The following is a 25,480-nucleotide window of genomic DNA, read 5'->3' as shown; positions in this document are numbered from 1 at the left end:
CCCTGCCTGTCTGAATGTTATAAGCGCGAGAGCGCATTATCCTGCAGCGGCCGCGCAACATAATGTCCCGGCCCGACCAACTGTAATGAAACGGCGGGCGTCTCTTCGCCACGTTTATGAATATTGCTGGGTATATCATCTGATAGCAGAACGCGCCGCGGCCGGTGTCTGGAAGGATCGGCAACCGGCACCGCCGCCATCAATTTACGCGTATAAGGATGCTGCGGGTTTTCAAAAACGGCGCGCCGCGGCCCCATCTCAACAATTTGACCAAGATACATCACCGCCACGCGATGGCTAATTCGCTCCACGACCGCCATATCATGCGAAATAAACAGGTAGGCGATCCCCATTTCCCGTTGTAAATCGAGCAGTAAATTAATGATCTGTCCGCGAACGGAAACATCCAGCGCGGAGACCGCCTCATCAGCAATAATCACTTTAGGATTCAATGCCAGCGCGCGAGCAATGCAGATGCGCTGACGTTGACCGCCGGAAAACTCGTGCGGATAACGCCAGGCATGTTCAGGACGTAATCCGACACGCTCAAGCAACCAGGCCACGCGCTTTGCCGCAGCGTCCCCCTGCCCCAGGCCATGAATCCGTAAAGGTTCCATAATGGAATACCCCACGGTCTGGCGCGGGTCGAGCGAGGCGTAAGGGTCCTGGAAAATACACTGAATATCGCGGCGCAACGGCTGGAGTTTACCCGCAGACAGCGTGTCAATGCGCTGGCCGTTAAAGATAATCTCCCCCTGCCGGGATTCAACCAACCGCAGCAGCGCGCGTCCGGTCGTCGATTTTCCGCTACCGGACTCGCCCACCAGCGATAGCGTTTCGCCAGGCCAGAGATCGAAACTGATATTCTCAACGGCATGAACTTCACGCGTAACGCGATTAAAGAGACCGCTACGCAGCGGGAATCGCGTCACCAGCCCCCGAACCTGGAGAATAGGCTCGCCTTCCACCACCGTGTCTTGCTCAATCTGCGATTCATAAAGGGCCGGTTCGTCAGCGGAAATCAACGGGAAACGGCGTGGCAGCGAGTGGCCTCGCATCGCGCCAAGCTGAGGGACGGCGGCCAGTAACGTTTGGGTATAAGGATGCGTCGGCGCATGGAAAATCTGCTCTACGCTGCCGGTTTCCACGGCCTCGCCCTGATACATCACCAGCACGCGATCGGCAATATCCGCCACGACGCCCATGTCGTGGGTGATAAAAATCACACCCATCGACATCTCTTGCTGCAACACTTTGATAAGTTGCAGAATTTGCGCCTGGATAGTGACATCCAGCGCCGTGGTGGGTTCATCGGCAATCAATACCGCCGGACGACAGGATAGCGCCATCGCGATCATGACTCGCTGGCGCATCCCGCCGGAAAGCTGATGCGGATAACGCGATAAAATCGCCTGCGACTCCGGGATCCGTACCTGATCGAGCATACGTTTCGCTTCCGCCAGCGCCTCTTCGTGGCTGGCGCCCTGATGCAAACGAATAGATTCGGCAATTTGCTCGCCAACGGTAAATACCGGGTTGAGCGAGGTCATTGGCTCCTGGAAAATCATGGCGATATCCGCGCCGCGCACACGCCGCATCTGCGCGTCACTCTGCTCAGACAGCTCAATCACCTGGCGATTACGCCGACGCAACAGCATTTCGCCGCAGCGCACGTTCGCGCCCGACTGCTCAATCAGCCGCATTAACGCCAGCGCCGTCACCGATTTTCCCGATCCCGACTCGCCGACAATCGCCAGAGTCTCTCCACGCTTCAGGCGTAATGACACATTACGCACGGCGTCTATCTGTTGCCCTTCGTGGTGAAACGCGATATTCAGGCCACTGACGGACAGAACATCGCGGCTATCCAGTTCATCGCTGTGCGGCACCTGCGGCTCCTTATTCCCGGTAAATTCCTGTGCCAGGCGTATCCCTATTCAGGCGCTGTTCACGATGGCACACAACTTTTACTATAACTATCAGAATTGTTGTGAGTTATTCATTCGATTTTTGAATATAGAAAGATGCGTAAGGTATGTAAAGGCGCAAGGCCGTCTCTAAGACCGAGGTAGCATACTGCCCGCCACTGTTTTCTGACATAATAGCCGGATTCGATTTTGCCTCGCAGGAGTATGTTCATGGAATTTTCCGCCGGATTGATGCCGCTTGAAACGGCGCTGACCCAGATGCTTTCACGTATTACCCCGCTCACCGCCGTAGAAACGTTGCCGCTGGTGAACTGCTTTGGCCGCATCCTGGCGACCGATATCGTTTCTCCCCTCGATGTTCCCGGCTTTGATAATTCAGCTATGGATGGTTATGCGGTACGCGTGGCGGATTTGTCCGCCGATAAGCCGCTGCCCGTCGCCGGCAAAGCATTTGCCGGTCAGCCTTACCTGGGAGAGTGGCCTGCGGGAACCTGCATTCGCATTATGACCGGCGCCCCGGTGCCGGCAGGTTGCGAGGCGGTAGTCATGCAAGAACAGACGGAACAAACCGATGACGGCGTGCGTTTTACCGCCGATGTTCGTTGCGGACAAAACATCCGCCGCCGCGGCGAGGATATTTGCCAGGATGCGGTGGTCTTTCCGGCCGGTACGCGCCTGACTACTGCCGAACTGCCGGTGCTGGCGTCGCTGGGAATTGCCGATGCGCAGGTTGTACGTAAAGTGCGCGTAGCGCTGTTCTCGACCGGCGACGAGCTCCAGCTTCCGGGCCAGCCGCTGGAGGCGGGACAAATTTATGACACTAACCGTCTAACTATACATTTGATGCTGCAACAGCTTGGCTGCGAAGTGATCAATTTAGGCATTATTCCTGACGATCCCGGTAAGCTTCGCGCCGCGTTTATCGACGCCGACAGCCAGGCCGATGTAGTGATAAGCTCCGGCGGCGTCTCGGTTGGTGAAGCGGACTATACCAAAACCATCCTTGAAGAATTGGGCGAAATCGCCTTCTGGAAGCTGGCTATCAAGCCAGGCAAACCGTTTGCCTTCGGCAAACTCAGTAATAGCTGGTTCTGTGGCCTGCCGGGAAATCCAGTCTCTGCGGCGCTCACGTTTTATCAACTGGTTCAGCCTTTACTGGCGAAGCTTGGCGGCAACACGGCAAGCGCTGTACCGCCGCGCCAGCGTGTACGCACAACATCTCGCCTGAAGAAAACGCCGGGGCGTCTCGATTTCCAGCGCGGCATCCTGCAACGTAGCGCCAACGGCGAACTGGAGGTCACGACCACCGGACACCAGGGCTCACATATTTTCAGCTCGTTTAGTCTGGGCAACTGCTTTATTGTGCTGGAGCGTGAACGCGGCAATGTTGAGCCGGGAGAATGGGTGGAAGTCGAGCCGTTTAATGCTCTGTTCGGAGGCCTGTAATGGCGGAACTTAGCGACCAGGAGATGCTGCGCTATAACCGACAAATTATTCTGCGCGGCTTCGATTTTGAAGGGCAGGAAGCGTTAAAAGATGCGCGGGTATTAGTGGTCGGGCTAGGCGGACTCGGCTGCGCGGCAACGCAGTATCTGGCCGGCGCTGGCGTCGGGCAACTGACGCTACTCGATTTTGATACCGTTTCCGTTTCCAATCTCCAGCGTCAAACCTTGCACAGCGACGCCACGGTCGGGCAGCCAAAGGTTGAGTCCGCCCGCGACGCGCTGGCGCGAATCAACCCGCATATTACCATTACGCCCGTTAACGCGCGGCTGGACGACGACGCTATGACCAGCCTGATTGCCGGGCATTCGCTGGTACTGGACTGTACCGATAACGTTAGCGTACGTAATCAACTTAACGCCGGGTGCTATACCGCGAAAGTGCCGCTAATCTCCGGCGCGGCAATTCGTATGGAAGGACAAGTTACCGTCTTTACGTATCGGGAAAACGAACCCTGTTACCGCTGCCTGAGCCGTCTGTTTGGCGAAAACGCTCTGACCTGCGTAGAGGCAGGGGTGATGGCGCCGCTGATTGGTGTGATCGGTTCGCTACAGGCAATGGAGGCCATTAAGCTACTGGCGCATTACGGTCAGCCTGCCAGCGGAAAAATCGTCATGTACGATGCGATGACCTGTCAGTTCCGCGAAATGAAGTTGATGCGCAACCCCGGCTGTGAGGTCTGCGGGCAGTAGCCACTTTACGGATAAACATACCGAAGCACGGTTTATGGCCGTGCTGTATCAACAGATAATTACTGTCATCAGACGCAAAGCCAGCTTACCCAAGCTCCGACTGACGATCGGCTCAAGCAGCGCGGCATCATCTTAAACGCCATATCACAGCCTCAACCCGTGATGTTGTACCTCATTTAACGCCTCTTTGTCAGAACCTCTCCATTCGTTGACGCACATCAAGATAACCTTCATTCGAAAGTAATTTAATCTTTATATGAAATAAGAGAGGCCGTTTATGATCTTCAATATTCAGCGCTATTCTACCCACGATGGCCCCGGTATCCGTACCGTAGTATTTCTCAAAGGCTGTTCGTTGGGCTGTCGCTGGTGCCAGAACCCGGAAAGCCGCGCCCGCGCTCAGGATCTGTTATACGACGCGCGGCTGTGTCTCGAAGGATGCGACCTGTGCGCGCAAGCCGCGCCGGACGTCATTGAGCGCGCGCTAAACGGCCTGCTCATCCATCGCGAAAAACTGACCGACGCCCATTTTTCAGTCCTGGCGCATTGCTGCCCCACACAGGCGTTAACCGTGTGCGGCGAAATAAAAAGCGTGGATGAGATCATGGCGACAGTACTGCGCGATAAACCTTTTTACGATCGCAGCGGCGGCGGTCTTACGCTTTCCGGCGGCGAACCGTTTATGCAGCCGGAGCTGGCGGCAGAGCTGTTTAAAGCCAGCCATGACACCGGTATTCATACAGCGGTTGAGACATGTCTGCATGTCCCATGGAAATACATTGCGCCCTCACTGCCTTATATCGATCTGTTTCTGGCTGATTTGAAACATGTCGCCGACGGGCCGTTTAAGCAGTGGACCGATGGCAGCGCCTCGCGGGTGCTGGAAAATCTCAGGAAACTCGCCGCCGCGGGCAAAAAAATGGTGATTCGCGTCCCGCTGATTCAGGGATTTAATGCCGATGAGGAGGCCATTAAAGCCATTACCGACTTTGCCGCCGACGAACTGCACGTCGGGGAAATTCATTTTCTGCCCTACCACACGCTGGGCATCAATAAATACCACTTACTCAGTCAGCCCTATCATGCCCCGGATAAACCACTGGATGCGCCGGCGTTACTTGATTTTGCCCAGAAGTACGCCAGCCAAAAAGGTTTAACCGCGACCCTACGAGGATAATTATCATGACCCAACTGAAACTGGACACGCTCAGCGACCGCATTAAGGCGCACAAAACCGCGCTGGTACATATCGTGAAACCGCCGGTCTGTACCGAGCGCGCGCAGCATTATACCGAAATGTACCAGCAGCATCTGGATAAACCGATTCCGGTACGCCGCGCGCTGGCGCTGGCCCATCACCTGGCGGAACGCACTATCTGGATAAAACACGATGAACTGATCGTCGGCAACCAGGCAAGTGAAGTCCGCGCCGCGCCGATTTTCCCGGAATATACCGTCTCGTGGATTGAAAAAGAGATCGACGACCTGGCAGACCGGCCCGGCGCAGGTTTTTCCGTAAGTGAAGAAAACAAGCGTATTCTGCACGACGTCTGTCCGTGGTGGCGCGGTCAAACCGTCCAGGATCGCTGCTACGGCATGTTTACCGATGAACAAAAAGGGCTTCTGGCGACTGGCATTATCAAAGCCGAAGGCAATATGACCTCCGGTGACGCGCACCTGGCGGTGAACTTCCCGCTGCTGCTGGAAAAAGGGCTTGATGGCCTGCGCGATAAAGTCGCCGAGCGCCGCTCACGCATCAACCTGACCGTGCTGGAAGATCTGCATGGCGAGCAGTTCCTGAAGGCGATTGATATTGTGCTGGACGCGGTAAGCCAGCATATCACGCGCTTTGCCGCGCTGGCGCGCCAGATGGCGGGCGAAGAGTCCCGTGAAAGCCGTCGTAAAGAGCTACTTACCATCGCGGAAAACTGCGAGGTGATCGCCCACCAACCGCCGCAAACCTTCTGGCAAGCACTGCAATTGTGCTACTTCATCCAACTGATTCTACAAATTGAGTCTAACGGTCACTCGGTGTCATTTGGTCGTATGGACCAGTATCTTTACCCCTATTATCGTCGCGATGTCGAACTAAACCAGACGCTGGATCGTGAGCACGCCATTGAACTGCTGCACAGCTGCTGGCTGAAACTGCTGGAAGTAAACAAGATCCGTTCCGGTTCGCACTCTAAAGCTTCCGCGGGCAGCCCGCTGTATCAAAACGTCACCATTGGCGGTCAGAATCTCATCAACGGTCAGCCAATGGACGCAGTGAATCCGCTGTCTTACGCCATTCTGGAGTCCTGTGGACGTCTGCGTTCTACCCAGCCCAACCTCAGTGTGCGTTATCACGCCGGAATGAGTAACGATTTCCTTGACGCCTGCGTCCAGGTCATCCGCTGCGGCTTTGGGATGCCGGCGTTTAACAATGATGAAATCGTCATCCCGGAATTTATCAAGTTGGGGATCGAACCGCAGGACGCTTACGATTACGCGGCGATCGGCTGTATCGAAACCGCCGTTGGCGGGAAATGGGGTTATCGCTGCACCGGCATGAGCTTTATTAACTTCGCCCGCGTCATGCTGGCGGCGCTGGAAGGCGGTCGCGACGCCACCAGCGGCAAGGTATTTCTGCCGCAGGAAAAGGCGCTCTCCGCAGGCAACTTTAACAATTTTGACGAAGTGATGGCCGCCTGGGATACCCAAATTCGCTACTACACGCGCAAATCGATCGAAATTGAGTATGTGGTCGACACCATGTTGGAAGAGAACGTCCACGATATTCTCTGCTCAGCGCTGGTAGACGACTGTATTGAACGCGCGAAGAGTATCAAGCAAGGCGGCGCTAAATATGACTGGGTATCCGGTCTGCAGGTCGGTATCGCCAACCTGGGCAACAGCCTCGCTGCCGTGAAAAAACTGGTCTTCGAACAGGGCGTTATCGGTCAACAGCAGCTTGCCGCCGCGCTGGCCGATGACTTTGACGGGCTGACCCATGAGCAGCTGCGCCAGCGTCTGATTAACGGCGCGCCGAAGTACGGTAACGACGATGACAGTGTCGATACCCTGCTGGCGCGCGCTTATCAGACTTATATCGACGAACTGAAGCAGTACCATAACCCGCGCTACGGTCGTGGCCCTGTGGGCGGCAACTATTACGCCGGTACGTCCTCTATCTCAGCAAACGTGCCATTTGGCGCCGCGACTATGGCTACCCCGGATGGTCGCAAAGCGCATACACCGCTGGCGGAAGGCGCAAGCCCTGCATCGGGTACGGATCATCTCGGCCCGACGGCGGTGATTGGTTCCGTAGGCAAATTACCTACCGGTTCCATTCTCGGCGGCGTGCTGCTCAACCAGAAACTGAACCCAACGACGCTGGAAAACGAATCCGACAAACAGAAACTGATGGTTCTGCTACGGACGTTCTTTGAGGTGCATAAAGGCTGGCATATTCAGTACAACATCGTGTCACGCGAAACGCTGCTGGATGCGAAAAAACATCCGGACCAGTACCGCGATCTGGTCGTGCGTGTGGCAGGCTACTCCGCCTTCTTCACCGCGCTGTCGCCGGACGCGCAGGACGATATCATCGCCCGTACCGAACATATGCTGTAATTTGCCCAAGCGCCATCGGCAATATGCCCGAACTGCCTGATGGCGCTACGCTTAACAGGCCTGCGCAGGCCTGTTAATCAGAAGGGATCGGTGCCGTCAAGCACGGCCTGAATGACGTTGAGCGCGCCTTGATGGTTATTATCATCAGTGTGATAGCGTGAAAGCGCTTTGATATTGTCTGCGGCATTGCCCATAGCAAAAGAGTAATGCGCCATTTTCAACATTTCCGCATCATTACCGCTGTCGCCAATGGCGACGACATTCTGTGGCGACCTGTTCCAGCGCTTTAACAGACGACTGATGCCATTCGCTTTATGCAGTCCCGGGATAATCAGGTCGATAAAACCGAAGCCGCTGGTGACGGGCTTCATGATGCCATCCAGAGATACGTGCAGTTTGTCGATAACCAGCGGAATTTGTTCATCGGGCAAATTCAGGGAGAACTTAAACAGGATATCGTCAATATCGTGATAATCGTTTACCGGCTGCAGGCGGTGATAATGTTTGGCCATCAGCGCCACGAAAGTCTCGGGAGCGTTTTTGCTGACATAAGCGCTTTTCAGACCACAGGCGACGAAGTTAAGCTGCTTATCCTTCAGCAGTTCGCCAATCACAATACGCGACTCATGCCGGGTTAGCTCCCCGTGAAACAACTGCTTGCCATGTTCATACACCAGCGCGCCATTTTCTGCGACGAAGGAAATTTCGTCTTTCAGCTCGGGGAAGAAGGAGATCAACTGGTAGTACTGATTACCGCTGGCGACCACAAATTCGATATTACGTTTTTTCAGTTCCTGGTATTGCGCCATGAAGCGTACACGATCGTACTGCCTGGCATCGTCGAGAAAAGTGCCGTCCATATCGGTAACGACAACGTTAACGGTCATACTTAAGCTCCTGGCTGTAACTGCGACCAGAAACATTTTAATAACAATGTGAGCAGAACCACAAATTTATTTCGAATGAAAAGTGGCTGAACGAAAGGAATAGCCGCATAAGACATTAAGGCGTCCTGGCCACCTTACGTTTTCCTCTCGCTTCCCTCTTTGTGCGCTCCTGCAATATTTTAAACTTGCATTAACCTTATTTTAACTTAAAGTATCACATGTAACTAATTTTACTTTCGAACGAAAGACGATGAGGTTGATATGACGACTCCTTTTACCCACGAAACGCTGCCCGCCGACCCAAAAGCGGCCATTCGTCAGATGAAGCAGGCGCTACGCGCGCAAATCGGCGACGTACAGGCGGTGTTCGACCGTTTGAGCGCCACCATAGCAGCCCGGGTGGCGGAAATTAACGATCTGAAGGCGCAGGGACAGCCGGTATGGCCAATTATCCCTTTTAGCGAACTGGCGATGGGCAACATTAGCGATGCCACCTGCGCCGAGGTTAAGCGCCGCGGGTGCGCGGTGATTAAAGGTCATTTTCCACGCGAACAGGCGCTGGCATGGGACCAGTCGATGCTCGACTATCTGGACAAGAACCATTTTGACGAGGTGTATAAAGGACCGGGGGATAATTTTTTCGGTACGCTGAGCGCCTCCCGGCCTGAAATCTATCCTGTCTACTGGTCGCAGGCGCAAATGCAGGCCCGCCAAAGTGAAGAGATGGCGCTGGCGCAGTCGTTCCTCAACCGTCTGTGGCAGGTAGAGCACGACGGCAAGCGATGGTTTAATCCGGATATCAGCATCATTTATCCGGATCGCATCCGTCGCCGCCCGCCAGGCACCACATCCAAAGGACTGGGAGCGCATACCGACTCCGGCGCGCTGGAACGCTGGCTGCTGCCAGCCTATCAGCGGGTATTTGCCAGCGTGTTTAACGGCAACGTCGAGCAGTACGATCCGTGGAATGCGGCGCACCGTACCGAAGTTGAAGAGTATACGGTGGATAACACCACCAAATGCTCGGTATTTCGCACCTTCCAGGGCTGGACCGCGCTCTCCGATATGCTGCCCGGTCAGGGGTTGCTTCATGTCGTCCCTATCCCGGAGGCGATGGCGTATATTCTGCTGCGCCCGCTGCTGGATGATGTCCCGGAAGATGAATTATGCGGCGTCGCGCCGGGCCGGGTGCTGCCGATTTCTGAACAGTGGCATCCTTTACTGATGGCGGCGTTAACCAGCATTCCGCCGCTGGAAGCCGGGGATTCCGTGTGGTGGCATTGCGATGTCATCCACTCCGTCGCCCCCGTCGAAAACCAGCAGGGCTGGGGCAATGTGATGTACATTCCTGCCGCGCCAATGTGTGAGAAAAATCTGGCCTATGCGCGTAAGGTGAAAGCGGCGCTGGAGACAGGCGCATCACCGGGCGATTTCCCGCGCGAGGACTATGAAACCACCTGGGAAGGGCGCTTCACGCTGCGCGATCTGAATATTCACGGTAAACGGGCATTAGGTATGGACGTTTGACGGTCGTACCGCCCTGCCCGCTCACCTGCGGTGTGCCCTTTGCCTGGGCGCACCCGTCTTACCGAACCTACGCGCCAGGATACGTAGGCCCGGTAAGCACAGCGCCACCGGGCGTCAGTGTTTAGCTTTCAATCCCTTTACTACGCAAATAATCGTCGTAGTTGCCGCTGAAGTCCACCACGCGCTCCGGCGTAATTTCAATGACGCGGGTTGCCAGCGAGCTGACGAACTCACGGTCGTGCGAAACAAAGATCAGCGTGCCCTGATACAGCTCCAGCGCCATATTCAGCGATTCGATCGACTCCATATCCAGGTGGTTAGTCGGTTCGTCCATGATCAGGATATTCGGCTTTTGCATCATCAGTTTGCCGAACAGCATACGGCCCTTCTCGCCACCGGAGAGGACTTTCGCAGGCTTTTTGATATCATCCTGGCTAAATAGCAGGCGACCCAGAATACTGCGCACTGCCTGCTCGTCGTCGCCTTCCTGCTTCCACTGACTCATCCATTCAAACACCGTCAGGTCATTTTCGAATTCATATTCGTGGTCCTGCGCGTAGTAACCAATACGCGCGTTTTCCGACCATTTAACGGTGCCGTGATCGGCGTCCAGATCGCCAACCAGCGTCTTCAGCAGCGTAGATTTACCCACGCCATTGGTGCCGAGTACCGCCAGCTTCTCGCCGACTTCGAGCAGCAAATTGACATTTTTAAACAGCGGACCGTTATCAAAACCTTTCGTCAGCGCCTCCACTTCCAGAGCGTTACGGAACAGTTTTTTATCCTGCTCAAAACGGATGAACGGGTTCTGACGGCTGGAGGCTTTCACCTCTTCCAGCTTGATTTTATCGATCTGCCGCGCGCGCGACGTTGCCTGACGCGATTTAGAGGCATTGGCGCTAAAACGGCTAACAAAAGATTGCAGCTCGGCAATTTGCGCTTTTTTCTTCGCATTATCGGCCAACAGACGTTCACGCGCCTGGGTCGCCGCCGTCATATACTCATCATAGTTACCCGGATAGACGCGCAAGTCGCCGTAATCCAGATCCGCCATATGCGTACAAACCATGTTCAGGAAGTGACGGTCGTGCGAAATGATGATCATCGTGCTATCGCGCTCGTTCAGCACCTGCTCCAGCCAACGGATAGTATCAATATCCAGGTTGTTGGTCGGTTCGTCGAGCAACAGGATGTCCGGATTAGAGAATAACGCCTGCGCCAGCAGCACACGCAATTTCCAGCCTGGCGCGACTTCACTCATCAGACCGTAATGCTGCTCCAGCGGGATGCCCACCCCCAACAGCAGTTCGCCCGCGCGCGCCTCAGCGGAATAACCGTCCATCTCGCCGTATTTTACTTCCAGATCGGCGACTTTATAGCCATCTTCTTCGCTCATTTCCGGCAAGGCGTAGATACGGTCGCGCTCCTGCTTGACTTCCCACAGTTCGCCATGCCCCATAATGACAGTATCAAGTACGGTGAATGTTTCAAAAGCGAACTGGTCCTGACGCAGCTTACCGATGCGCTCATTCGGATCGAGGGAAACATTGCCCAGCGTCGGCTCCAGGTCGCCGCCGAGGATTTTCATAAAAGTGGACTTTCCGCTACCGTTGGCGCCGATCAGGCCGTAACGGTTGCCGCCGCCAAATTTGACGGAAATGTTTTCGAACAGCGGCTTACTGCCGAACTGCATGGTAACGTTGCTGGAAACTAACACAGGCTTATCCTGAAAAAAGATGTGACAAACCGCTTATTATGCCACAAGTCTGAAATAAGATCGCGCCCTGTACAAAGGGCTACACTGAACCGTAAGGGAAAAAAACGTGATTTCGTACACATCTGAATTCCCTGTTTACTGGAATGCACCTATAATGCGCTCCCAACATGACAGAATTCTCAACCTACTAGCCTGCTTGGCACAGAATCTCGCATAACATGAATATGAAATTAACAACGCTTTTCGCGGCGGCTTTCGCTGTAGTTGGTTTTTGTAAAACAGCCTCAGCAGTCACTTACCCGCTGCCTACCGATGGTAGCCGTTTAATTGGGCAAAATCAGGTCATCACCGTTCCGGAGGGCAATACCCAGCCGCTGGAGTATTTTGCCGCGGAGTACCAGATGGGGCTCTCCAACATGCTGGAAGCCAACCCTGGCGTGGATACCTTCCTGCCGAAGGGCGGTACCGTGCTGAATATTCCGCAGCAGCTGATCCTGCCGGATACCGTACACGAAGGCATTATCATCAATAGCGCGGAAATGCGCCTCTATTACTACCCGAAAGGCACAAACACCGTTATCGTCCTGCCGATTGGGATCGGTCAGTTAGGTAAAGACACGCCTATCAACTGGACGACCAAAGTTGAACGTAAAAAAGCCGGTCCGACCTGGACGCCTACGGCGAAAATGCACGCTGAATATCGCGCCGCCGGCGAGCCGCTGCCTGCCGTCGTGCCTGCGGGTCCGGATAACCCGATGGGCCTGTACGCGCTGTACATTGGTCGCCTGTATGCTATTCACGGCACCAACGCCAACTTCGGCATCGGGCTTCGCGTGAGCCACGGCTGTGTGCGTCTGCGCAACGACGATATCAAATTCCTGTTTGAAAATGTGCCGGTCGGTACCCGCGTGCAGTTTATCGATGAACCGGTAAAAGCCACCACCGAGCCGGACGGTAGCCGTTACATTGAGGTGCATAACCCGCTGTCAACGACGGAAGCGCAGTTTGAAGGTAAGGAAGCGGTGCCGATCACGCTTAATAAGAGTATCCTGGCCGTCACCAACGAGCCTGACGTTGATCAGACCGTCGTACAACAGGCGGTTCAGGATCGTTCCGGGATGCCGGTTCGTCTGAACTGACAGACTCTGCCTGCGAAGCCCGATAGATACTATCGGGCTTCTCTTACGGCACCAGTTGCAATAATCCATATCCCACCAGCGCCGCCCATGCCAGCATCGGCAACGAATAGAAATGAAATCGCCACCAGATTCGGCGATCGTTCGCCATCCGTAAAGCAATAAGATTTGCCAGCGACCCCGGCAGCAGACCAAACCCGCCGATATTCACCGCCCACGCCAGCAGCGTCGAGGCCGGTACATAGTTCAGCAGGAGAATGGTACTGGGCACATTACTGATAACCTGAGACAAGCCGATAGCGGTTAGCCAAAGTCCCAGGTGAGACAGTGCGCCAACCTGGTTGAAAACGCCCTGCAACGCCGGCAATTGCGTTAGCAGATGGACATCAATAAACATCGCCATAAATACCAGCAGCAGCGTCCAGTCCACGCTGACTATCACCCTGCGCGCCAGCACAATAAACCCAGCCGCCACCAACACCAGTCCCCATAACTCTTGCCTGAGCTCCAGCGCGGTAAGAAAAACGACATATAATCCCAGGCAACTCCACACCAGACGGGGCTGCCACTGCGGCGAACGCGTACCGGTATGATACTGTAACGCCCTACCCGGAAAACAAAACCAGCACAGGAGCAGTAACGTCAGCATCATCATGACGGCAAGCGGCGCCATTTGCCCGCTAAATTCAGCAAAGCTTAAGCCGGAGCGTCCCCACAACAGAATATTTTGCGGATTACCGACAGGCGTCAGCAGCGAACCGGCGTTCACCGCCAACGCCTCAAAAATAATCAATCGGTTGACCGGAATCGCACACAGTTTTTTCAACGTTATCGTCAGCGGCACAACGATAAACAGCGCGACATCGTTTGTCAGAAAGGTCGACAGCACCGCCGCAGCCAGCACCAGGAACATCGCCAGTTGCCGCTCGGTATGAAATCGGCGCGTCATCTTGCGTCCCAGCACATCAAAATAGCCGCTCAGCTCAACGCCTTTAGTGAGCAACATTAACCCACTGAGGGTAATAATGGTGTGCCAGTCAATCGCGCCAGGCCAGGCGCGGGGCGCAAAAGGAACAAACAGGCTTAGCGCCATCCCCACAATGATCAACAACTGAAAAAAACGGTCACGCCGCAGCGCCCGTAAAAAGGCCAGATTCATTCTGCAGATGTTCCATGCTGTTGCGTGAAGGCCAAAAAGGCATCCAATGTCTCCTGGCTGACATGGTGTTCCATCCCTTCCGCATCACGACGCGCGATTTCCGGGCTTACGCCTAATACCAGTAAAAAATTTTCGACAATTTGATGCCGCTCGCGGCTTTCCTGCGCCAGCTTCTCCCCTTCCGGCGTCAGAAAAACGCCGCGCCAGGGGATCATTTGAATAAATCCTAACGATGCCAGGCGCTTAAGCATTTTGGCCACAGTCGGCTGGGAGACGCCGAGCCGCGCCGCCATATCCACCTGACGCGCTTCCCCTACCTCAATAATTAAATCGGAAATCAGCTCAACGTAATCGTCTATCAACTCACGGCGATGCGCCTCTCTGACCTGACGAAATCCTTCAACGTGTTCTTCTACGTTCACCAATTGCGTCACTTTTTTTGTTGTTGGCGTACCTGCGCGACGACCCATTTTGCTTCCTCGTTTCTGTGACGCGTTAACGCGTCAGCTGACAGAGCGCTCATTGTAAACCAGAGTTGTCCGGGCACAAAAAATTAACGTTTTAGCAATAGCTATAAAACATAGCCTGTGCTATATCTGTATGTAATGCAGACATCCCTCACGGATCGATGGGATAGAAACATCAGGAGGTTTATATGAACGAATTTAAGAGGTGTATACGCGTGTTCAGTCACTCTCCCTTTAAAGTCCGGTTAATGCTGCTCTCTATGTTGTGCGATATGATCAACGGCAAACCGGAACAGGATAACCCTTCCACGAAATAACGCGGCGGTGCGGTACGCCGCTTTATTTTGCATCCTCAACGGAAATGGCGCCCGTTTCCCCTGTTTTTTTTGTGGTTTTGCTATTCTCTTCGCAAAACATTTTCTTTCCGGCGGTTGACCTTCTTATCCGCACGCTCTATCTTCTGGCAGCCCTGAATATTTTGCGACTCGCCGTTGCGAACTCAATACCTTTTTTACGCATAATCAGGCAGGTAATGACCCTTCGCGCCAGGGTTAGCACATGGCGTTTTTGCAATAGTGGCATATGAATTCAACCCTTATCGATTCACTTCTGGCCCGTCGTCGGGCTGTAAGCCCGTGGGCGGGCCTCTACTTTTTACAGTCGCTGCTGATTAACCTCGCGCTCGGCTACCCCTTTAGCCTGCTTTATACCGCGGCGTTTACCTGCCTGTTGCTGCTGCTCTGGCGCTACCTGCCCCGCGGACAAAAAGCGCTGCTCGGCATCTGTTCGCTGGTAGCTGCTTGCTATTTTCCCTTTGGCCAGGCTTACGGCGCGCCGAACTTTAATACGCTGCTGGCGCTGCACTCCACCAATATGGAAGAGTCGAGCGAAATGCTGACCATTTTCCCGTGGTATAGCTACCTGACCGGACTTTTTATTTTTGCGCTGGGTATTATTGCGCTTCGCCGCCGAAAAGAAGAGGCCAGGCCGCGCTGGAATAGCCTCGACAGCCTGTGCCTGCTGATTAGCGTCGCGGCATTTTTCGTCGCGCCGGTACAAAATCTGGCGTGGGGCGGCGTTTTTAAGGTTATTGATACCGGCTATCCGGTTTTTCGCTTCGCCAAAGACGTTATCGTCAATAACAACGAAGTCATTGAAGAGCAGCACCGTATGGCGCAGCTATCCGGCATAAAAGATAGCTGGACGGTTACTGCGGTGAAACCCAGATATCACATCTATGTCGTGGTGATTGGTGAAAGCGCGCGACGGGATGCCATGGGCGCTTTCGGCGGCCACTGGGATAATACCCCCTTCGCCAGCCATGTGAATGGCGACTTCTTTATGGATTACATCGCCGCCAGCGGCTCAACGCAAAAATCGCTCGGTTTAACGCTCAATCGCGTGGTGGATAACAAACCGCAGTATCAGGATAACTTCGTCACGCTGGCTAACCGCGCCGGTTTTCAGACATGGTGGTTTTCCAATCAGGGGCAAATCGGCGAATACGACACGGCCATCGCCAGTATCGCCAAACGCGCCGATGAAGCGCATTTCCTGAAAAACGGCGATTTTGAAGCGGATAAAAATACTCGCGACGACGCGCTGTTAACCATGACGGCGCAGGTATTGGCGACAGAACGCACGCAACCACAGTTGATTGTGTTGCATTTAATGGGGTCGCATCCCCAGGCCTGCGACCGTACTCAGGGAAAATACGCGACGTTTGTCCAGTCGAAAGAGACGTCTTGTTATTTATACACCATGACGCAAACCGACGATTTGCTCCGTCAGCTCTATACTCAGCTTCGTCATAGCGGCGACAGTTTTTCGCTCGTCTATTTCTCCGATCACGGGCTGGCGTTTAAAGAGCGCGGCAAAGCGGTACAGTACCTGGCGCATGACGACAAATTCCAGCAAAACTTCCAGGTGCCGTTTATGGTGCTATCCAGCGACAGTAAAGCGCATCGGATCATTAAAGCTCGCCGTTCCGCGAACGATTTCCTGAGTTTTTTCTCGCAATGGACAGGAATTAGCGCTAAAGAGATCAAAAATCGCTATCGATTTATTTCGGAGCAGAAAGCCGGGCCCGTTTATATCACCAATTTCAAATTACAGAAAGTGGACTATAACCATCTGGGCAGCGATATTTTTTCACTAAAATAATGCACGTTTCAGGCAAAAAAAATCCGCCTCGAAAGGCGGATTTTTCATTTTCACCGACGTGATTAGAAGCGGTAACCCACGCCAGCAATCCAGGTGCCAACGTCAACGCTACGAATACGGCTCTGCTCGTAAGAGAAGTCCAGAGCAACATTTTCCATCGGGTTGAATTGCAGACCAGCGCCATAGGAGAAGCCATAATCGCTGGTGTCATGTTTGTAGGTTGGGTAATCGGTCGTCTGGAATTTACCGTAACCCACACCGACTACACCGTAGATGCTCGCCCAATCGTTCAGACGGTAAGCCGGGCCGGCAGTGATGCCGTAGTACTGACCTTTGTTGTAATCGCCCGCACCGTTAGTACGATCTTTTTCGGTGTAGGTGAAGGAACCGATTACGCCCAGCGGGTTGTTGTCCTGCTCGTAACGATACTTCAGGTTGAAACCGCTCATTTTATTCGCTACGCCCTGCGCGTCGCTCTGAGCGTAACCACCGGTAACGGTAGAAGTAGCAGCTACTGCAGTACCTGCGGAAAAAGCCAGAACAGCGGCCAGTGCTGAAAGACATGCAATTTTTTTCATAACCACCTCAAATGTGCTTCAAGTAAGTCCTAAGTTTTAAATATATCAAAAATTAATGGGAAACTCTTTGCGATTCACGGTGTCTAACAGCGCCTTTCATGTAACAGAACGTTTCCATATCGCGCTATCTTATTCAATTAACATCACTTTTCCGGCTGATTGCACCAATAATGCGCGTGCAACACGATACATTCATCCAGATTATTCCTAAACTAACAGTCTATTTATCCATCAATTTAAGTTCATTTTATGGAATCCTGGAAATTTTTTTCAACGAATCCTCAACCGCTGCGGGGAATTTCCATTACACTGCCACCTTTACTCGTACTGACATTTTTTGACAGGAGAAAGGATGCCGGGGTCAACACGTAAACTACCAGTCTGGTTGCCCATTTTGGTTTTGCTCATTGCCATGTCCTCTATTCAGAGTGGCGCTTCACTGGCGAAATCGTTATTTCCTCTTGTCGGCGCGCCGGGCGTAACGGCGCTTCGTCTGGCGTTGGGAACGCTTATCCTTATCGCCTTTTTCAAACCCTGGCGTTTGCGTTTTGCCAAAGAGCAGCGGCTGCCTTTATTGTTTTATGGTCTGTCGCTGGGCGGGATGAACTATCTATTCTATCTGTCGATTCAGACGGTGCCGTTGGGTATTGCGGTCGCGCTGGAATTTACCGGTCCTCTGGCGGTCGCGCTGTTTTCATCCCGGCGGCCGGTAGATTTTATTTGGGTCGTACTGGCTGTGCTTGGGCTCTGGTTCCTGCTGCCATTAGGACAAGATATGTCTCACGTCGATCTTACCGGGGCCGCGTTGGCGCTCGGCGCTGGCGCCTGTTGGGCTGTCTATATTCTTACCGGCCAGCGAGCAGGCGCGGAACATGGTCCGGCCACGGTGGCGGTAGGCTCGCTGATTGCCGCCATCATTTTCGTGCCGATTGGCGCAGTTCAGGCTGGCGACGCGCTATGGCACTGGTCGATTCTTCCCTTAGGGTTAGCGGTCGCTGTGCTTTCTACGGCGCTGCCTTATTCACTGGAAATGATTGCACTGACGCGCCTGCCAACCCGCACCTTCGGTACGCTGATGAGCATGGAACCCGCACTGGCCGCCGTTTCCGGGATGATTTTTCTGGGCGAAACGCTTACGGGCATACAAATCCTGGCCCTGTGCGCCATCATTGCCGCCTCAATGGGTTCTACCCTAACGATTCGCCGCGAACCGCAAATTAAACAAGTTGACGTAAAATAGTTTCTTATTCTGCATGATGTGCATAATCATGCAGAATATCACCTCGTTATTCACCTTTTATTATCGCGCTATTACTTCGTCATTTTTTGTCATATTTTTTCTCATTTTTTACATTAAAATGAGAATTATTACCCACAAAACAACAAACCAACCTAACAAATTGATTTATAATAAAAATAAATATTAAATCTTGTCTGTACTATTAAAGTGATAGGTAAATTCAAAAAAGCAAAGTTAAAAACCGGTGCTATACTTATTTTCGTTAATTACCTGGGACACAAACATCAAGAGGATATGAGATTATGAGTACCGCTAAACTGGTAAAAACAAAAGCGTCTAATCTGCTTTATACCCGTAACGATGTATCAGAAAGCGATAAAAAAGCGACGGTTGAGTTGCTTAATCGTCAGGTGATCCAGTTCATTGACCTGTCGCTGATCACGAAACAGGCCCACTGGAACATGCGCGGTGCTAACTTTATTGCCGTTCATGAGATGCTGGATGGCTTCCGTACCGCACTGACCGATCATCTGGATACTATGGCCGAGCGCGCCGTACAGCTTGGCGGTGTGGCGTTAGGCACCACGCAAGTTATCAACAGCAAAACTCCGCTGAAAAGCTATCCGCTCGACATCCATAACGTGCAGGATCACTTAAAAGAACTGGCCGATCGCTACGCTGTTGTCGCTAATGATGTTCGCAAAGCTATCGGTGAAGCCAAAGATGAAGACACTGCCGATATCTTTACCGCCGCATCACGCGACCTCGATAAATTCCTGTGGTTTATCGAATCCAACATCGAATAAATCTATCTCTACCCTGAATACTTCGAGTTGCAGGAAGGTACAAACGCAGCGAATCCGCAGAAGCCTGACTTCCGTCAGTCACTGAAGCGAACGCACCTGCAACTTGATGTACACAGGTATATAAGTCATCCCTATACCCCTGCCTGTTACAGGGGTTTTGCACTTAAATAGTGCACACGTCTTGTACTCCCCTCCGATAAAAGTGAATTATTTGTAATAATTACATCACACAATCGTTAATTAAAGATTGTTTTAACAACAATTTTTACGCTAAATAGACCCTGCATCTCTACTTTGTTATTCATGCACTAAATCAGTGCCCCAAAACGGTGCGCCATACTGGTTTTGCCCGACTTATTGTGTACAGGAATGATTCACGCTTCTGTTAAAACAATGAGTTACATAATTGGCATGATTTTTTCATTACGCTACATGTTCTCGCAGGGGATCGCCCCGTGGATAGAAAAGGAAATGCTATGAAGTCTCTATTAAAAGTTTCACTGGCTGCACTTACCCTGGCTTTTGCGGTGTCTTCGCACGCTGCGGATAAGAAACTCGTTGTGGCAACCGATACGGCGTTCGTTCCGTTTGAATTTAAACAGGGCGACAAATACGTCGGTTTTGATGTTGATCTGTGGGACGCTATCGCGAAAGAACTGAAGCTGGACTACACCCTGAAACCGATGGATTTCAGCGGCATTATTCCGGCATTACAAACCAAAAATATCGATCTGGCGCTGGCGGGTATTACGATTACGGACGAGCGTAAAAAAGCGATCGACTTTTCCGATGGCTATTACAAAAGCGGTCTGCTCGTGATGGTGAAAGCCAACAATAACGATATTAAAAGCGTTAAAGACCTCGATGGCAAAGTCGTTGCCGTGAAGAGCGGAACCGGGTCGGTGGATTACGCGAAAGCGAATATCAAAACCAAAGACCTGCGTCAGTTCCCGAACATTGATAACGCGTACATGGAATTAGGCACCAACCGCGCAGACGCCGTTCTGCACGATACGCCGAACATCCTGTACTTTATCAAAACCGCAGGCAACGGCCAGTTCAAGGCGGTAGGCGAATCGCTGGAAGCACAGCAATACGGAGTTGCCTTCCCGAAAGGCAGCGATGAACTGCGCGAGAAAGTCAACGGCGCGCTGAAAACGCTGCGTGAGAATGGCACCTATAACGAAATCTACAAAAAATGGTTCGGTACAGAACCTAAATAAAACAACCTGATGTTGGCTTGTGGCCCGGTAGTGAGGACGCTCACCGGGCCTACAGCTCTTTTCCGTGACGGATAAGACACTTTCACGCCATTTCCGCGCCGGATAGAGCATTTGACTATTTACACCACGGTAACAGGAACGACATATGCAGTTTGACTGGAGCGCCATCTGGCCCGCCATTCCGCTTTTACTTGAGGGCGCTAAAATGACCCTGTGGATCTCGGTCCTCGGTCTGGCTGGCGGCCTGGTTATTGGACTGGCGGCAGGTTTTGCCCGTACGTTTGGCGGCTGGTTCGCCAACCACATCGCCCTGGTTTTCATTGAAATTATTCGCGGCACGCCCATCGTTGTCCAGGTCATGTTTATCTACTTTGCCCTGCCGATGGCATTTAATGATTTGCGTATTGATCCGTTCAGCGCAGCGGTCGTGACAATTATGATTAACTCCGGCGCCTATATCGCGGAAATTACTCGCGGCGCAGTACTATCCATTCACAAAGGTTTTCGCGAAGCGGGTCTGGCGCTGGGCCTTTCTCGCCGGGAAACCATCCGTCATGTTATTTTACCGCTTGCTCTGCGCCGTATGCTGCCGCCGCTGGGCAACCAGTGGATCATTAGCATCAAAGACACCTCGTTGTTTATTGTTATCGGCGTAGCCGAGCTGACCCGTCAGGGCCAGGAAATTATTGCCGGTAACTTTCGCGCCCTGGAAATCTGGAGCGCCGTGGCCGTCTTCTATTTGATCATTACGCTGGTGCTGAGCTTTATTTTGCGTCGTCTTGAAAGAAGGATGAAAATCCTGTGATTGAATTTAAAAACGTCTCCAAGCACTTTGGCCCCACCCAGGTGCTGCATAACATTGATTTAAACATCCGTCAGGGCGAAGTGGTTGTGATTATCGGCCCTTCCGGTTCGGGTAAATCCACGTTATTACGCTGTATCAATAAACTGGAAGAGATCACCTCCGGCGATCTGATTGTCGATGGTCTGAAAGTCAACGATCCTAAAGTAGACGAACGGCTGATTCGCCAGGAAGCCGGCATGGTGTTTCAACAGTTTTATCTGTTCCCGCATCTGACCGCGCTCGAAAACGTGATGTTCGGTCCTCTGCGCGTGCGCGGCGTAAAGAAAGAAGAAGCGGAAAAACAGGCGAAAGCTCTGTTAGCGAAAGTTGGACTGGCGGAACGGGCGCACCACTACCCCTCCGAGCTTTCCGGCGGTCAACAACAGCGCGTCGCCATTGCCCGAGCGCTGGCAGTGAAGCCGAAAATGATGCTCTTTGACGAGCCAACCTCCGCTCTGGACCCTGAACTGCGCCATGAAGTGCTGAAAGTCATGCAGGATCTGGCGGAAGAAGGCATGACCATGGTCATTGTCACTCACGAAATCGGCTTTGCCGAAAAAGTCGCCTCACGGCTGATTTTTATCGATAAAGGCCGTATTGCCGAAGATGGCAGTCCGCAGGCGTTGATCGAAAACCCGCCAAGCCCACGTTTACAGGAATTTTTACAGCACGTCTCCTGAGATATCGCCCTTCCTGCCCTGCGGCAGGAAGGGCATCATGGAATAGTCCCATTTCATTTTCCCTCCCCTGCGCCATCTATACTTAGTGTTTTGCGTCTCTTTTCTCACTGGAGGAGTCATGCGGTGGACCCTGTTCATCCTTTTTTGTCTACTGGGCACGCCTGCCCATGCGGTCGCCATACCCGGCGTGACCACGGGGACATCAACCAGCCAGCAAGCAGCGCCAGAGCCCAGTCCTGAACAAAAAAAAGCGGCCTATGCGGCCCTGGCTGACGTACTGGAGAACGAGGCTTCACGTAACGAATTGATAGCGCAACTCCGCGAAGCCTCAACCACGCCGCCGACCGAGCCGGCGCCAGCGCTTGCGCCGCCTGCGGCCAAAGATGAGAAAACGGTACTGGAGAACGTCACCACCGTTACCCGTCAGTACGGCGATGCTTTCGCTACCCGTTTCGCCCAGCTTTATCGCAACATCACCGATGCGCCGCACAAGCCGTTTAACTCGCAAACCTTCACCAACGCGTTAACCCACTTTTTATTTCTGGCCGTCGCGGTATTTGGTTTTTATAGCGTGATACGGTTTTGCGCCCTGCCGTTATATCGAAAAATGGGCCTGTGGGCGCGCAAGAAAAACCGTGAACGCAGCAACTGGTTACAGCTCCCGGCGATGATCGTCGGCGCGTTTATTATCGACCTGCTGCTACTGGCGCTCACCTTATTTATCGGTCAGATGCTCAGTGATAATTTCCATGCGGGAAGTCGAACTATCGCTTTTCAGCAAAGCCTGTTCCTGAATGCCTTCGCGCTGATAGAGTTCTTTAAAGCGATTCTGCGGCTTATTTTTTGCCCTAATGTACCGGAGTTACGCCCATTCGCGATTCAGGATGCGACAGCGCGTTACTGGAATCGCCGTATGAGTTCGCTTAGCAGCTTGATTGGCTACGGGCTGATTGTTGCCGTTCCGATTATTTCCAACCAGGTGAATGTTCAGGTTGGCGCGATGGCGAATGTGGCGATCATGCTCTGCATCACCATCTGGGCGCTGTACCTGATCTTTAAAAACAAAGCGGAGATTACGCAACATTTATTAAGCCTGGCGGAACGATCATTAGCCTTTTTTAGCCTGTTTATCCGCGCCTTTGCACTGGTGTGGCACTGGCTGGCCAGCGCTTACTTTATCGTGCTGTTTTTCTTCTCGTTATTCGACCCAGGCAATAGCCTGAAGTTTATGATGGGCGCGACCGTGCGCAGTCTGGCGATTATTGGCATCGCGGCGTTTATCTCCGGTATGTTTACCCGCTGGATAGCGAAAACCATCACCCTGTCGCCCCATACGCAGCGCAATTACCCGGAATTACAAAAGCGGCTTAACGGCTGGCTCTCCTCGGCGCTAAAAGTCGCACGCTTTTTGACCGTCTGCGTCGCCGTTATGCTGTTGCTCAACGCCTGGGGATTATTCGATTTCTGGCACTGGCTACATTATGGCGCGGGGGAAAAGATGGTCGATATCCTCATCCGTATCGCGTTAATCTTATTCTTCTCCGCCGTGGGATGGACGATTCTCGCCAGTCTGATTGAGAATCGCCTGGCCTCCGATATTCATGGTCGCCCGCTACCCAGCGCCCGCACGCGCACGCTGCTGACGCTGTTCCGCAATGCGCTGGCAGTGATTATCAGTACCATAACCATCATGATCGTGTTATCGGAAATCGGCGTCAATATCGCGCCATTGCTGGCTGGCGCGGGGGCGTTAGGTCTGGCTATCTCTTTCGGTTCGCAAACCCTGGTGAAAGATATTATTACCGGCGTCTTTATTCAGTTTGAAAACGGGATGAATACCGGCGATTTAGTCACCATAGGCCCGCTGACGGGGACGGTCGAAAGAATGTCGATTCGTTCCGTCGGCGTGCGGCAGGATACCGGGGCATACCATATTATCCCGTGGTCCTCGATCACCACTTTCGCCAACTTTGTGCGCGGTATCGGCTCTGTTGTCGCCAACTATGACGTGGATCGCCATGAGGATGCGGATAAAGCGAATCAGGCGCTGAAAGACGCGGTAACGGCGCTGATGGAGACGGAGGATATTCGCGGGCTGATTATCGGCGAACCCACGTTCGCCGGTATTGTCGGTTTAACGAACACGGCGTTTACTTTACGCGTGTCGTTCACCACGCTACCGCTCAAGCAGTGGACGGTGCGTTTTGCCCTTGATAGCCAGGTGAAAAAGCATTTTGATCTGGCCAATGTGCGCGCGCCGGTGCAAACGTATCAGGTTCTGCCCGCCCCCGCCGGCGGCCCGTCGCCTGATTCACTGCCGCCGCGCGAACCGACGATTTAGCGTTTACGGGTGATAAAACGGCGACGCTGGTCGTCATCCATAAAGGTCCAGGCAATAAAGCGGCTTTGCTTTTGCCCCTGGGCCATCTCTTTTTTCACCACTTTCACCGCGCCAGCCTCCGTCAGTGCCCGATAAAGCGGCGGTAAATTCTCGCCGCGCGACACCAACGTCGTAAACCACAACACCTGACGGCGGAAGGTTTGGCTTTCAGCAATCATTTTTTTAATAAAGGCGACTTCGCCGCCTTCGCACCATAGCTCCTGCTGTTGACCGCCAAAGTTCAGCGCATCATCTTTATTCTGCCCCAAATTGCGGCGCTTACGCTCGCTGCCCGCGCGGGCTGCGGCGGCGGAGTCGTGAAAAGGCGGGTTACAAAGCGTTGCGTCATAAAATTCATTTTTATGAATAATACCGGTAAAAATGGCCGCCGGATCTTTTTGCCGACGCAGACGAATGGCGCGGCTTAACCCTGTATTAGCCTGAATGATAGCCTGCGCGCTGGACATCGCTGCGTCGCTGACTTCACTACCGGTAAATCGCCAGCCATATTCATGGACGCCGATAAGCGGATAAATACAATTGGCGCCCACGCCTACGTCCAGAATAGTTGCCTGCGCCGGAATACTCCCTGTCGTTTCGCCAAGCAGATCCGCCAGATGATGGATATAATCCGCACGACCAGGCACCGGCGGACATAAAAATCCTGGCGGAATGTCCCAGTGTGTGACGGCATAAAAATGCGCCAGCAACGCCTTATTGAGCGCTTTTACCGCTTGCGGATTAGCAAAATCAACGCTCTGTTCACCGGCGGGCGTGAGGATAAGAAAGGACGTCAATTCCGGCGTGGTCTGACACAGTGCGGCGAGATCATAACGGTGTTGGTGGCGGTTGCGCGGGTGTAACCCCGGTTTCTGGGCGGACATGGCATTCTCCTTTTAGCAGCGGCGTAAGATACCCGTATAACGCCACGGGGT

General features: G+C 53.1%; 21 protein-coding genes. 14 read left to right on the top strand and 7 right to left on the bottom strand.

The features are described from left to right. Positions 1–17: 17 nt before the first annotated feature. A complete protein-coding gene (gene gsiA, locus ACLD11_RS09325; RefSeq protein ID WP_001120575.1) occupies positions 18–1,889 on the bottom strand; it encodes a glutathione ABC transporter ATP-binding protein GsiA in 1,872 nt (623 codons plus the stop codon). A gap of 249 nt (positions 1,890–2,138) precedes the next feature. Between gsiA and moeA the strand changes: the two genes are divergently transcribed. From moeA to ACLD11_RS09305, 4 genes are all read left to right on the top strand, one after another. Continuing rightward, positions 2,139–3,374, top strand: coding sequence for a molybdopterin molybdotransferase MoeA (moeA, locus tag ACLD11_RS09320; RefSeq protein WP_411014818.1), 1,236 nt, complete (start codon positions 2,139–2,141; stop codon positions 3,372–3,374). Next, a complete protein-coding gene (gene moeB, locus ACLD11_RS09315; RefSeq protein WP_000829280.1) occupies positions 3,374–4,123 on the top strand; it encodes a molybdopterin-synthase adenylyltransferase MoeB in 750 nt (249 codons plus the stop codon). The genes moeA and moeB overlap by 1 nt, the downstream gene beginning before the upstream one ends. A 277-nt stretch (positions 4,124–4,400) precedes the next feature. Continuing rightward, positions 4,401–5,300, top strand: a complete 900-nt coding sequence (locus ACLD11_RS09310) for a glycyl-radical enzyme activating protein (protein WP_411014817.1) — start codon at positions 4,401–4,403, stop codon at positions 5,298–5,300. Positions 5,301–5,305: 5 nt separating this feature from the next. Continuing rightward, entirely contained in the window at positions 5,306–7,738 is a 2,433-nt protein-coding gene (locus tag ACLD11_RS09305; RefSeq protein ID WP_000192661.1) for a glycyl radical protein, read from the top strand. 77 nt (positions 7,739–7,815) lie between these two features. On the opposite strand, the gene ACLD11_RS09300 is transcribed toward ACLD11_RS09305, so the two are convergent. Beyond that, complete coding sequence (locus ACLD11_RS09300; protein WP_058109547.1) at positions 7,816–8,625, bottom strand: Cof-type HAD-IIB family hydrolase; 810 nt, start codon at positions 8,623–8,625, stop codon at positions 7,816–7,818. Between the two features lie 261 nt (positions 8,626–8,886). Between ACLD11_RS09300 and ACLD11_RS09295 the strand changes: the two genes are divergently transcribed. Next, a complete protein-coding gene (locus tag ACLD11_RS09295) occupies positions 8,887–10,152 on the top strand; it encodes a DUF1479 domain-containing protein (RefSeq protein WP_094897336.1) in 1,266 nt (421 codons plus the stop codon). Positions 10,153–10,273: 121 nt separating this feature from the next. Here ACLD11_RS09295 and ACLD11_RS09290 read toward each other — a convergent pair whose 3' ends face one another. Beyond that, positions 10,274–11,869, bottom strand: coding sequence for an ABC-F family ATPase (locus ACLD11_RS09290; RefSeq protein ID WP_000961480.1), 1,596 nt, complete (start codon positions 11,867–11,869; stop codon positions 10,274–10,276). Positions 11,870–12,087: 218 nt separating this feature from the next. Between ACLD11_RS09290 and ldtB the strand changes: the two genes are divergently transcribed. Further along, on the top strand, positions 12,088–13,008 hold the full coding sequence (gene ldtB / locus ACLD11_RS09285) for a L,D-transpeptidase (protein ID WP_001056404.1): 921 nt from the start codon (positions 12,088–12,090) through the stop codon (positions 13,006–13,008). 43 nt (positions 13,009–13,051) lie between these two features. Here the strand turns inward: ldtB and ACLD11_RS09280 are convergent, their stop codons facing one another. Together ACLD11_RS09280 and mntR are read right to left on the bottom strand one after the other, a co-directional pair. Next, positions 13,052–14,164 (bottom strand): anion transporter, encoded by a 1,113-nt coding sequence (locus ACLD11_RS09280; protein WP_411011816.1) that lies wholly within the window; start codon positions 14,162–14,164, stop codon positions 13,052–13,054. Next, positions 14,161–14,634, bottom strand: a complete 474-nt coding sequence (gene mntR, locus ACLD11_RS09275; RefSeq protein ID WP_000533542.1) for a manganese-binding transcriptional regulator MntR — start codon at positions 14,632–14,634, stop codon at positions 14,161–14,163. Before mntR ends, ACLD11_RS09280 begins: the two co-directional genes overlap by 4 nt. 185 nt (positions 14,635–14,819) lie before the next feature. On the opposite strand from mntR, the gene mntS reads away from it, so the two are divergent. Together mntS and ACLD11_RS09265 are read left to right on the top strand one after the other, a co-directional pair. Further along, entirely contained in the window at positions 14,820–14,948 is a 129-nt protein-coding gene (gene mntS, locus ACLD11_RS09270; protein ID WP_001001755.1) for a manganase accumulation protein MntS, read from the top strand. Between the two features lie 265 nt (positions 14,949–15,213). Beyond that, on the top strand, positions 15,214–16,794 hold the full coding sequence (locus tag ACLD11_RS09265) for a phosphoethanolamine transferase (protein WP_411011817.1): 1,581 nt from the start codon (positions 15,214–15,216) through the stop codon (positions 16,792–16,794). Between the two features lie 62 nt (positions 16,795–16,856). On the opposite strand, the gene ompX is transcribed toward ACLD11_RS09265, so the two are convergent. Further along, complete coding sequence (gene ompX / locus ACLD11_RS09260; RefSeq protein ID WP_411011818.1) at positions 16,857–17,372, bottom strand: outer membrane protein OmpX; 516 nt, start codon at positions 17,370–17,372, stop codon at positions 16,857–16,859. 352 nt (positions 17,373–17,724) lie between these two features. On the opposite strand from ompX, the gene rhtA reads away from it, so the two are divergent. The 6 genes from rhtA (at position 17,725) to ybiO (ending at position 24,506) form a co-directional block, all read left to right on the top strand. Next, positions 17,725–18,612: a threonine/homoserine exporter RhtA gene (gene rhtA, locus ACLD11_RS09255; protein ID WP_001119554.1), complete on the top strand. Its 888-nt coding sequence runs from the start codon at positions 17,725–17,727 to the stop codon at positions 18,610–18,612. 302 nt (positions 18,613–18,914) lie between these two features. Further along, the gene (gene dps, locus ACLD11_RS09250) at positions 18,915–19,418 is read left to right on the top strand and encodes a DNA starvation/stationary phase protection protein Dps (RefSeq protein ID WP_000100805.1); all 504 of its coding nucleotides are present in this window, start codon (positions 18,915–18,917) and stop codon (positions 19,416–19,418) included. A gap of 476 nt (positions 19,419–19,894) precedes the next feature. After that, entirely contained in the window at positions 19,895–20,641 is a 747-nt protein-coding gene (glnH, locus tag ACLD11_RS09245; RefSeq protein ID WP_000838671.1) for a glutamine ABC transporter substrate-binding protein GlnH, read from the top strand. A 145-nt stretch (positions 20,642–20,786) separates the two neighbouring features. Next, the gene (glnP, locus tag ACLD11_RS09240; RefSeq protein ID WP_001159076.1) at positions 20,787–21,446 is read left to right on the top strand and encodes a glutamine ABC transporter permease GlnP; all 660 of its coding nucleotides are present in this window, start codon (positions 20,787–20,789) and stop codon (positions 21,444–21,446) included. Beyond that, a complete protein-coding gene (gene glnQ / locus ACLD11_RS09235; protein ID WP_000569093.1) occupies positions 21,443–22,165 on the top strand; it encodes a glutamine ABC transporter ATP-binding protein GlnQ in 723 nt (240 codons plus the stop codon). The genes glnP and glnQ overlap by 4 nt, the downstream gene beginning before the upstream one ends. Before the next feature lie 118 nt (positions 22,166–22,283). Then, positions 22,284–24,506 carry a mechanosensitive channel protein gene (ybiO, locus tag ACLD11_RS09230; protein WP_411014816.1) on the top strand — a complete coding sequence of 741 codons (2,223 nt, stop codon included), beginning with the start codon at positions 22,284–22,286 and terminating at the stop codon, positions 24,504–24,506. Here the strand turns inward: ybiO and rlmF are convergent. After that, positions 24,503–25,429: a 23S rRNA (adenine(1618)-N(6))-methyltransferase RlmF gene (rlmF, locus tag ACLD11_RS09225; protein ID WP_411014815.1), complete on the bottom strand. Its 927-nt coding sequence runs from the start codon at positions 25,427–25,429 to the stop codon at positions 24,503–24,505. The genes ybiO and rlmF overlap by 4 nt on opposite strands. Positions 25,430–25,480 lie beyond the last annotated feature (51 nt).

Source organism: Salmonella sp. 741265116_PST (genome assembly GCF_046567715.1).
Classification (GTDB): domain Bacteria; phylum Pseudomonadota; class Gammaproteobacteria; order Enterobacterales; family Enterobacteriaceae; genus Salmonella; species Salmonella enterica.
Note: the sequence above shows the minus strand (reverse complement) of the source record. Positions and strands in the feature narration are given on the sequence as shown.

Coding starts and splice junctions, on each gene's coding strand:
- ACLD11_RS09300 (WP_058109547.1), bottom strand. CDS start 8,625: ATGACCGTTAACGTTGTCGTTACCGATATGGACGGCACTTTTCTCGAC.
- dps (WP_000100805.1), top strand. CDS start 18,915: ATGAGTACCGCTAAACTGGTAAAAACAAAAGCGTCTAATCTGCTTTAT.
- mntS (WP_001001755.1), top strand. CDS start 14,820: ATGAACGAATTTAAGAGGTGTATACGCGTGTTCAGTCACTCTCCCTTT.
- glnH (WP_000838671.1), top strand. CDS start 19,895: ATGAAGTCTCTATTAAAAGTTTCACTGGCTGCACTTACCCTGGCTTTT.
- rlmF (WP_411014815.1), bottom strand. CDS start 25,429: ATGTCCGCCCAGAAACCGGGGTTACACCCGCGCAACCGCCACCAACAC.
- ompX (WP_411011818.1), bottom strand. CDS start 17,372: ATGAAAAAAATTGCATGTCTTTCAGCACTGGCCGCTGTTCTGGCTTTT.
- ACLD11_RS09305 (WP_000192661.1), top strand. CDS start 5,306: ATGACCCAACTGAAACTGGACACGCTCAGCGACCGCATTAAGGCGCAC.
- ybiO (WP_411014816.1), top strand. CDS start 22,284: ATGCGGTGGACCCTGTTCATCCTTTTTTGTCTACTGGGCACGCCTGCC.
- ACLD11_RS09265 (WP_411011817.1), top strand. CDS start 15,214: ATGAATTCAACCCTTATCGATTCACTTCTGGCCCGTCGTCGGGCTGTA.
- ACLD11_RS09295 (WP_094897336.1), top strand. CDS start 8,887: ATGACGACTCCTTTTACCCACGAAACGCTGCCCGCCGACCCAAAAGCG.
- moeB (WP_000829280.1), top strand. CDS start 3,374: ATGGCGGAACTTAGCGACCAGGAGATGCTGCGCTATAACCGACAAATT.
- ldtB (WP_001056404.1), top strand. CDS start 12,088: ATGAATATGAAATTAACAACGCTTTTCGCGGCGGCTTTCGCTGTAGTT.
- rhtA (WP_001119554.1), top strand. CDS start 17,725: ATGCCGGGGTCAACACGTAAACTACCAGTCTGGTTGCCCATTTTGGTT.
- ACLD11_RS09280 (WP_411011816.1), bottom strand. CDS start 14,164: ATGAATCTGGCCTTTTTACGGGCGCTGCGGCGTGACCGTTTTTTTCAG.
- ACLD11_RS09310 (WP_411014817.1), top strand. CDS start 4,401: ATGATCTTCAATATTCAGCGCTATTCTACCCACGATGGCCCCGGTATC.
- moeA (WP_411014818.1), top strand. CDS start 2,139: ATGGAATTTTCCGCCGGATTGATGCCGCTTGAAACGGCGCTGACCCAG.
- glnP (WP_001159076.1), top strand. CDS start 20,787: ATGCAGTTTGACTGGAGCGCCATCTGGCCCGCCATTCCGCTTTTACTT.
- mntR (WP_000533542.1), bottom strand. CDS start 14,634: ATGGGTCGTCGCGCAGGTACGCCAACAACAAAAAAAGTGACGCAATTG.